Source organism: Exiguobacterium sp. B2(2022), from assembly GCF_028823655.1.
In the GTDB taxonomy this organism is placed as follows: domain Bacteria; phylum Bacillota; class Bacilli; order Exiguobacteriales; family Exiguobacteriaceae; genus Exiguobacterium; species Exiguobacterium aestuarii_A.
Genome location: NZ_JAPEHX010000084.1, coordinates 1 through 9523 on the forward strand (window position 1 = coordinate 1; position 9523 = coordinate 9523).

The 9523-nt window shown below is 50.3% G+C and carries 9 protein-coding genes; 3 read left to right on the forward strand and 6 right to left on the reverse strand.

From position 1 onward, the window contains the following. A partial coding sequence (locus tag ON063_RS13625) for a hypothetical protein (protein ID WP_274665488.1) occupies positions 1-595 on the forward strand: 595 nt, incomplete at its 5' end. A 55-nt stretch (positions 596-650) separates the two neighbouring features. Here the strand turns inward: ON063_RS13625 and treC are convergent. The 6 genes from treC to ON063_RS13655 form a co-directional block, all read right to left on the reverse strand. Next, positions 651-2285, reverse strand: coding sequence for an alpha,alpha-phosphotrehalase (gene treC, locus ON063_RS13630; RefSeq protein ID WP_271305323.1), 1635 nt, complete (start codon positions 2283-2285; stop codon positions 651-653). A gap of 82 nt (positions 2286-2367) precedes the next feature. Then, positions 2368-3816: a PTS system trehalose-specific EIIBC component gene (gene treP, locus ON063_RS13635; protein ID WP_274665489.1), complete on the reverse strand. Its 1449-nt coding sequence runs from the start codon at positions 3814-3816 to the stop codon at positions 2368-2370. Between the two features lie 201 nt (positions 3817-4017). Continuing rightward, complete coding sequence (gene treR / locus ON063_RS13640; protein ID WP_274665490.1) at positions 4018-4725, reverse strand: trehalose operon repressor; 708 nt, start codon at positions 4723-4725, stop codon at positions 4018-4020. A 51-nt stretch (positions 4726-4776) separates the two neighbouring features. Beyond that, entirely contained in the window at positions 4777-5625 is an 849-nt protein-coding gene (locus tag ON063_RS13645) for a DegV family protein (protein WP_214693694.1), read from the reverse strand. A 95-nt stretch (positions 5626-5720) separates the two neighbouring features. Further along, positions 5721-6413, reverse strand: a complete 693-nt coding sequence (locus ON063_RS13650; RefSeq protein ID WP_271305325.1) for a response regulator transcription factor — start codon at positions 6411-6413, stop codon at positions 5721-5723. A 22-nt stretch (positions 6414-6435) separates the two neighbouring features. Further along, complete coding sequence (locus ON063_RS13655) at positions 6436-7560, reverse strand: sensor histidine kinase (protein WP_274665491.1); 1125 nt, start codon at positions 7558-7560, stop codon at positions 6436-6438. A gap of 180 nt (positions 7561-7740) precedes the next feature. On the opposite strand from ON063_RS13655, the gene ON063_RS13660 reads away from it, so the two are divergent. Together ON063_RS13660 and ON063_RS13665 are read left to right on the forward strand one after the other, a co-directional pair. Then, positions 7741-8382: a YigZ family protein gene (locus tag ON063_RS13660; RefSeq protein WP_214693697.1), complete on the forward strand. Its 642-nt coding sequence runs from the start codon at positions 7741-7743 to the stop codon at positions 8380-8382. 41 nt (positions 8383-8423) lie between these two features. After that, positions 8424-9431: an LCP family glycopolymer transferase gene (locus tag ON063_RS13665; protein WP_274665492.1), complete on the forward strand. Its 1008-nt coding sequence runs from the start codon at positions 8424-8426 to the stop codon at positions 9429-9431. The last annotated feature ends 92 nt before the right edge of the window (positions 9432-9523 follow it).

The following is a 9523-nucleotide window of genomic DNA, read 5'->3' on the forward strand; positions in this document are numbered from 1 at the left end:
TCCCGCACTTGACGTGCGTGTCCAACAAGTCGACTACATGTTCCCACATAGCACACGTTATTTCGTCACATTCACTTCTCCAACGAGTCCTGATACGACGTTCACGGTCTACGTGAAACGCAATGGACAAGTCACACACGATGATTATGATCAGGTCCATCTTCGAGAAACGACTTATCAACGGTTGAATGATGGATACGCTGCATGGACAGAACGCGTCTTACGTTCTGACACGTTCCCCTACCCCATTACCTATGGACAGGGATTCATCCGTAGAAAAGAAGACGACTCAGTGGTGAAAGGCATTTCCCCGAGCGATTTAGAGCTAGACGAAGTATTCGATCTGATTGCATATGGAACCATGTATGGTCACCTCCATCTCGACTTGTCCCAACCGACTTCAACAAACGAATCACTTTCAGATATAGCGAGAGGAACGAGACGCTATTTCGATGACCATCAAGTCCCGTTCCATACGCTATCGCTCAGCGTGACCGATCAAGACGACATCTATTTCGTCCCCTCCCTCTTTTACGATGAATTGGAATCTCCGCTCCTCGAAGACATCATCGAAAGCCGGATCCTCACCGACTGAACGAAAAAACGGATCATCCGACATGGGGGATGATCCGTTTTCGTGCAAGTTGCACTTATTTCTGTTTGTAGAACATGATCGCCTCGTACGGACGAAGGGACAATGTCGTCCCGTCGAGCTCAGGCACGTCGTAGTTGTGGCTGACGACGCTCACCCGCTCGAAACCTTCCGGAATGGTATACGTCGTTTCCGTTCCATAGAAGTTGGCGACGACGAGGAGCTCCTCGCGGTCCGTCTTCCGTGTATATGCCCAAACGTCTAACGAATCAGGCGTGAGGAGCGTATAGTCCCCGTCCGTCAAGACGTCAAGTTCTTTTCGTAATGCAATCAAGTTCTTGTAGTGGTAGAACACCGAGTTCGGGTCATCGAGCGCCGCTTCGACGTTCACGTCCTGGTAGTTCGGTGCCACGTTGATCCACGGTGTGCCGTTCGTGAAGCCGGCATGCGTCGTCGCATCCCACTGCATCGGCGTCCGCGAGTTGTCGCGTGACTTTTGTTTGATGGCTGCCATCATGTCTTCATGCGACACACCTTCTTCGCGTTTCAACTTATAGTTGTTGAGCGTCTCGATGTCACGGTACTCGTTCAAATCATCAAAGCCAGGATTCGTCATCCCGATCTCTTCTCCTTGATAGATGTACGGTGTCCCTTGGAGACCGTGGAGCACGGTCGCAAGCATCTTCGCACTCTCGACGCGATGGTTCGTGTCGTTCCCGAAACGACTGACGACGCGCGGTTGGTCATGGTTGCACCAGAAGATGGCGTTCCATCCCTTCCCGTGCATCCCTTGTTGCCACGTCGACATGATGTCTTTCAACTGGATGAAGTCGAACGGGGAGGCGACGAATTTCTCGCCGTTCGGGTAGTCGACTTTCAAGTGATGGAAGCTGAACGTCATGCTGAGCTCGTTCTCGTCCGGGTTCGAATAGCGCACGCAATGGTCGAGCGTCGTCGACGACATCTCCCCGACCGTGATGACGTCATGCCCGTCAAATACTTCTCGGTTCATCTCTTTCAAATATTCGTGGATGCGTGGGCCGTCCGTGTAGAACTTCCGACCGTCAGACTCGTCTTCCGGGAAATCTTGTTCTTTTGAGATCAAGTTGATGACGTCGAGACGGAACCCTTTGATTCCTTTCTCGCGCCAGAAGCGCATCATCTCATAGACGTCTTCACGCATCTGTTCATTCTCCCAGTTCAAGTCGGCCTGGGTCACGTCGAACAAGTGGAGATAGTATTGCCCGCTCTTCTCGTCATATTCCCACGCGTTCCCACCGAACTTCGATTCCCAGTTCGTCGGCTCGTCGCGCCAGATGTAGTAGTCACGGTACCGCTCGTCTCCCGCCAATGATTTCTGGAACCATTCATGGTCTGTCGACGAGTGGTTGACGACGATGTCCATCATGAGGCCAATGCCCCGCGCCTCTGCCTCACGGATCAATTCGTCAAGGTCTTCCATCGTGCCGTAAGACGGGTCGATGGCATAGTAATCACTCACGTCATAGCCGTTGTCGTGTTGAGGTGACTGATAGACAGGCGTCATCCAAATGTATTCGATGCCGAGTTCTGCCAAGTAATCTAGCTTCGCCGTCACCCCTTTGATTGATCCGGTTGCGTTCCCTTCCGGACTGTAAAAACTTTTTGGGTAAATTTGATAGACGACTGATTTGCGCCAATTTTTCTGTGTCATCAACGACATCTCCTTTTTGTAAGAGTTTTCATTTCAATAGGAAAGAGGGAAGAACTGCCGTCCCTCCCTCCCGAGTCAATGCTTATGCGACTTTATTTTCTTCGATTTCACCTTTCTTCATGTAGCGCTTCGACAAGATGAATGTAAGCGCGAACGGTACGATGATCGCGATGACCATCCCGACGATGAAGAGAAGGATTTTGTCTGTGAAGATTGAGAGGAATCCAGGGAGTCCTCCGACACCGATTGCGATTGCTTGAACATCGTTCAATGTGATGAAGATGGCTGCGATTGCTGACCCAATCATCGCAGAATAGAACGGGAATTTATTCGGCAAGTTGACCCCGAACATCGCCGGCTCCGTGATCCCGAAGTAAGCCGAGATTGCTGAAGTCGATGCCATGCTCTTTTGCTTCGCGTTGTGCTTGTAGACGAAGAACATGGCGAGTGCAGCAGAACCTTGTGCGATATTTGAGAGTGCGATCATCGGCCAGATGAACGTACCGCCTGTATCTGCGATCAACTGAAGGTCGATGGCGATGAACAAGTGGTGCATCCCTGTGACGACGAGTGGTGCGTAGAACAATCCGAAGAGGAGTGCCCCGACGACCGGTACGGCTTCAAACGTGTTGACGAGTCCTGTCGCAATCACATTACCAATTCCGCGTGTGATTGGTCCAACGATTGCGAGTGCGAGGAATCCAGTGACGACGATTGTCGTGATTGGAACGACCAAGAGTTGAATCGCGTTCGGTACACGTTTTTTCAAGAACATTTCAATTTGGCTCAAGATATAAGCCGCGGCGAGAACCGGCAAGATTTGACCTTGATATCCGACTTTCTCGATCTCGAACAATCCGAGGATATCGAACGTCGGTACTTCTCCTTCAAGTGCCGCTGTTCCGTAACCCCAAGCGTTCAAGAGGTCCGGGTGGACAAGCAAGAGACCCATGACGATCCCGAGCACTTCGCTTCCACCGAAACGTTTCGTCGCCGACCATCCGACGAGTGCCGGTAAGAAGACGAATGACGTGTTCGCCATCATGTTGATGAGGTCCCAAAGTCCTTGTAAGTTCGGATAAGCCTCGATGAGCGTCTGCCCTTCGATGAAGAGACCTTCAGAAGCAAGTAAGTTGTTGATCCCCATGAGGAGACCTGCCACGATGATGGCTGGAATGATTGGCATAAAGACGTCAGAGAAGACTTTGACGAGTTTTTGAAGCGGATTCATTTTTTTGCCGCCTGCGGATTTGACCTCGGCGACCGTTGCCGCTTCGAGTCCTGCGAGTTTGATGAACTCGGCATAGACGCGGTCGACATCACCGGCTCCGATGACGATTTGATACACGCCCGAGTTCTCGAACGCCCCTTTGACGAGATCGACTTCTTTCACACGTGCCTCATCGACTTTTGACTGGTCTTTGAGGGAGAGACGGAGACGTGTCACACAGTGTGCGGCTTTGTCCACGTTGTCTTTACCGCCGATCGCTTCAAGGATGTCTGCGGCAATTTGACGATAATCTGCCTTCATGTTTATTGTCCTCCTTTGTTTGAAAACTTCTAATGAAAACGGTTACTTATGAGTACAAACAAAGTATAACTTATCTATATAAGTTAAGTCAACAACTTATATATACAAGTTTAAGTGAAGGTTCTATGACCAAATTCATTGTAAAAAATTCCCTTAATCGAGTTTACGTAAACAAAAAACCTCTTCCTGTTCGAAAGAGGTTTAGCGCCGGGCGACGTCACTGAACTGGAACTTGTCCAAGCGGTGACGCGATTCCGTATATTCGAATTGTTGTCCTTCATATAAGAACGTATCGTTCGTGATGACGATGACATATTCATAGTCGTGCAAATCAAGACGCATCCGGTCGAGCTCGGTCACGTCCTCTGCCGCAATCTTTCGTTTGGCGTAGCTGATCTGTAAGCCGAGTTCTCCTTCGATATAGCCATAAATCGATCGAGCAGCGATTTCTTTTGTCAATCCAGGGACGAGGTCTTTGACGAAATAGTTGATGTCTAAGATGACGTTCTCCCCGTCAAAGTTTCGGACGCGTTCGATGCGAAACACATGCGTCCCCGGTTTCAAGTTCATCCGTTCGACGAGCCAAGGTGGGGCCTCTATCTCTTCGAACGCCGCGACATGCGTCTGGATGGAGCGACCGAGCATGCTGGCGTACACTTCCGAGAAACTGACGATGCCGTTGAATTGAAACTCGATCTGGTCGCGCTTCAACACGAAGACACCTTTCCCGTGGTGTTTTCGGACGTACCCGTTCTCCTGCAAGAGATCGAGTGCCTTACGGACCGTCCCCCGACTCGCCTCGAACTGATGCATCAGCTCCGTCTCCGACGGGAGTTTCGAGTCTGCAGGTCTCGTGCCGTTCCGCATCTCTTCTGCCAACCGCTCAAATATTTGGCGATATTTCGCCATCGCATTCCCTCCTCCATTGAAAAAGACGACCAATAGCGGTCGTCTTGTGGTTTACCATTCGCGACGATACCAAGTGATGCCGATTGCACCAGGTCCGAGATGCGTTCCGATGACCGGACCGAAATGGCTTCCCGAGATGTGTGCTTTCGGGAACTTCTGTTTCATCGAAGCGATTTCTTCCGCCTGACGCTCCGGGCAGTTGGCGTGAATGATTCCGATACAGTATCCCTCACCGTCACCGGCAATCGACTCGTCCATCATTTCTTCGATTCGACGTACAGCCTTCTTATACGTACGAATCTTTTCAAATGGGACGATCAACTTGTCTTGGAAGTGGAGGACCGGCTTGATTTGTAGGAACGAGCCGACGAGCGCTTGCGCGGCGCTCAATCGTCCACCACGTTGTAGATGATCGAGATCATCGACGACGAAATAGGCGCGAATCGAATCACGGACCGTCTCGAGTCGGGCGATGATTTCTTCCGGTGTGGCGCCTTTGTCACGGAGGTTTAACGCTTCTTCGACCATGAACGCTTGCGGCATACAAGAAATCTCTGAGTCAAACGCATGAACGGTCACATCGACCATATCATTTAGCGCGACCATCGACTGGTACGTTCCGCTGATGCCACTTGAGAGTGTGATGGCAATCACGTCCGTCACATCATCCGGCAAATTTTCAATCAACTCGACCGTCTCACCGATGACCGGTTGAGACGTCGTCGGTAGCTTGCCTGCCTCGATTCGCTCATAGAACGCCTCCGTCGACATATCGATTGACTCGCGGTACGACGCGCCATCGAAGATGACACTGAGTGGAGCGACATGGACGTCATGTCGTGCCAAAAAATCATCCGACAGATAGGCGGTACTGTCGGTTAAAATCGCAATGTTTCCCATACTATATCCTCACTTTACGTCGTTTCATTTTTCCAATTATGTTAGGATTCCATTCCATATTGTAACACAAAAACGAGGTAAAGCATCGGTGACGCTCAAATCTCGACCCAACCCCGGCGAATCGCATCGACGACCGCTTGTGTCCGGTCGTTCACATCCATTTTACGAAGGACAGAGGACACGTGGTTTTTAACCGTTTTCTCACTGATGAACAGCATGTCACTGATGTCTCGGTTCGACCGACCATCCGCGAGAAGGTGCAGCACCTCGACCTCACGACGTGACAACAGTTGATACACCGGGTCATCCGTGCGACTTTCGACGCCACGACCCGCTTGTTCCCCTTTGAATTGTAAGAGGCGACGATATTCTTTCAAGACGTTTGTCGTCACTTTCGGGTGTAGGTAAGCCCCGTCCCGAGCGACGGCACGGACCGCCGAAATCAATTCGGTCGACGCCACTTCTTTTAAGAGAAAACCAGACGCGCCCGCTTCGAGCGCATGCGTGATATATGACTCATCATCGTGGATAGAGAGGATGAGGACGCGTGTCTCTGGTGACAGGAGCGACAGTTGTTTCGTCGCCTCGATCCCATTCATGTCCGGCATGTTGATGTCTAAGATCATGATCTCCGGTTTTTGTTCGCCGGCGATACGAATCGCCTCGCGACCCGTACGTCCTTCTGCGACGACCGTAAATTCATCTTCCAAATCAAAAATCCGCTTCAATCCTTCGCGGAACAGTTCGTGATCATCCACGATTGCAATGCGTGTCTGTGTCATTTCCATGTATGTCTTCCCCCTTGTTCTCTCACGGAATCGGAATCGACATCCGGACGACCGTCCCCTTGCCGACTTCCGAGTCAATGGTGATACTTCCGCTCACCAACTCAATTCGCTCACGCATCCCGACGATCCCAAACGATTCTTCGCCAATCGTACTCGGCTCGAAACCGATGCCATAGTCGCGGATGTGAAGGTGAATCACATCGCTCGCCTGTTCGACATTGACGATGATCTCTGGCGTCTTGGCATGCTTGATCGCATTTTGCACCGCTTCCTGCACGAGACGGAACACGTTGATTTCTAACTTCTCCGGCAGACGGGCACGTGACCCGCGATAGTTGAGACGCGTCTTGATGGCCGTATACTCCTCCGTTTGGTGGAGATAGCGCTCGAGCGTCGGTAAAAAGCCTAAATCGTCAAGCGACATCGGACGCAAATCGTAAATCAAGCGACGTACGTCGACGAGTGCTCCACGAATCAACTTTTTCAATTCATGTAATTCGGCAAACGCTTTATCTTTCCCTCGTTTATCAAACGTCTTTTCAATCAAGTCGGCACGAATCAAAATGTGGGCAAGCGATTGCGCCGGTCCGTCGTGCATCTCGCGAGCGAGGTGACGTCTTTCACGCTCGGCCGCTTCGAATACACCGATGGCCATCTCCTGCTTTTTCATCATGTCCGAATATTCTTGTTGCAGGTCGTCCCGTAAGAAGTTCAAGACGACGCTGACACGACCGATCAGTTTTTCGGCACGTTCGATCGTGTCCTCTAGAATAAGAAGACGTCGTTCTAAATCGTTGCGACGCTGCTGGGCCGCCATCTCTTCTTTTTGAACGAGAAACCGCTCCAGTTGCATCTGATTCGCCCGTTCATAGGCGTCACGAATTTCTTGCTCACTATGTATATGAAACTTTTTGCTGACTTGAACGAGCTTGGCTTTTGCGGCTTTCACGAGTCGGTCGAGTCGATCGGACTCCTCGATGTAGAACTCGATTTTATCCGTCAATTCTTTCAACTCGTTTTGAATCGCAGAATATTCAGTTGATGAACTTTCGGTTATACGGACAATCTCCTCTTTACTTTCCGTCACCGTATCAATCATATTTGTTATGATATGTTCTAAAGCTGTCCGATCGGTAATATGATTCACGATGCCATCCCCTAATAGTTCGGTAGTTAATCCTCATCTATCCTTATATATCGTCCACTTGAAAACAGGTTTACAGTGAACATGAGAGATTTTCTATAAATTGCATTCGCCAATTGAAGCGTATGTGCCTACTTGAATTCTAAAAAAAATATTCAAAAATAGAAAGGAGAATTTTCAGAAATGTCTATTGAGTCAAATTATACTATAAAACAAAGTGGAACATACGAAGTCGTCATACAAAAGTCAAAATTTATCGCCCACTTCAAACGTGTCGAAACCGAGGAAGAGGCGCAGTCGTTTATCCAAGGCATCAAAAAAGAGCATTGGAACGCGAACCACAACTGTTCTGCCTACATCATTGGGGAACGGAACGAACACCAGAAAGCGAACGATGACGGGGAGCCGAGTGGTACAGCGGGCATGCCGATGCTCGAGGTGTTGCGGAAACGTCACCTCAAAGACACGGTCGTCGTCGTGACACGTTATTTCGGAGGCATCAAATTAGGCGGAGGCGGACTCATCCGGGCATACGGTGGGACCGTCAGCGAAGGACTCGATGCGATCGGGATTGTCGAACGCTTGCAAATGCAGCAATTGACGCTCACCGTTGACTACACATGGATCGGTAAAGTCGAGAACGAATTGCGACAGTCCACCTACTTGCTCGACGACATCTCGTACGCCGACCTCGTCACGTTCTATGTATCAGTGCCTGTCGAAGAAACCGAAGATGCAATCGCTTGGTTGACAGATATGACGAACGGTCAAGGCATGCTACAAACTCACGATATTCGCATCATCGAACGTGATTTCAAACGCTGAAACGCCTATACTAAAAGAAACAACTGAAATGAGGAATCCACATGGAAACACCCCCACGCAAGAAAAAGTCACCTTGGAAAATCATCCTCATCGTGTTGGGTGTCGTATTGCTGATCGGCGGTTCCGCTTTCGGCTATTTTGTCTTCAAAGCGAACGAGACCGCGGAGAACGCGAACAAAGAATTGGATCGTGGCGACAAGTCCGAACGTCGTGACGAAACCATCGACTTGACGAAAGATCACTTCTCCATCTTGTTAGCAGGGGTCGATGGCGGCGCCTCGCTCGAAGAAGGCCGAAGTGATTCGTTGATGGTGGCGACGTTCAACAAGGAATCGCGTCAAGTGACACTCGTCAGCATCCCGCGCGATTCGTATGTCGATATCATCCTCGATGACGGAGAACCATTCAAAGACAAGATCAATCATGCGTATGCTTACGGCGGCATCGATACGACAATCGCAACCGTTGAAAACTTGCTCGATATCCCCATCGACTACTATGCGACCATCAATTTTGATGGCATTGAAGACCTCGTCGATGCGGTCGGCGGCGTCGAGATCGACGTCCTCATCCCTATTTCCGGAAAAGCGACAGGAAACGTCGAGTTAGAGCCAGGCGTTCAAGTGTTGAACGGAAAAGAAGCACTTGCATACGCCCGCATGCGAAAACAAGATCCTGCCGGCGACATTGGTCGGGCCGGCCGACAGCAACAAGTGATCGAGGCCATCATCAACGAGGCGACCACGATCAACTCGTTCACCAAATTGAATCGGATTATGAATGCGGTCGGCGAGAACATTCGAACGAACATGTCCTTGTCAGAAGCCTCACAGCTTCAACCGTATACAAAATCCCTCAAGTCGTTCAATCGCGAAACACTTGAAGGAACCGATTTGACGTTGAACGGTGTCTATTATTATGAGCTTGACCCTGCTGACCTCCGGGACGCGCAAGCCCTTCTCCAAACGGAGCTTGGAATGCCCGTCACGGCGGACGAGCCATCAACCGATGAAACAGATGACTCGATGACCGAGACAACGATTTACTAAAGAAAACGGCCGATATCGCTAGGCGATACCGGCCGTTTGTTTATGTCCTCGGTCGACCAAGTAGTCGCCGAGACGTTCGGATGATGGGTTTA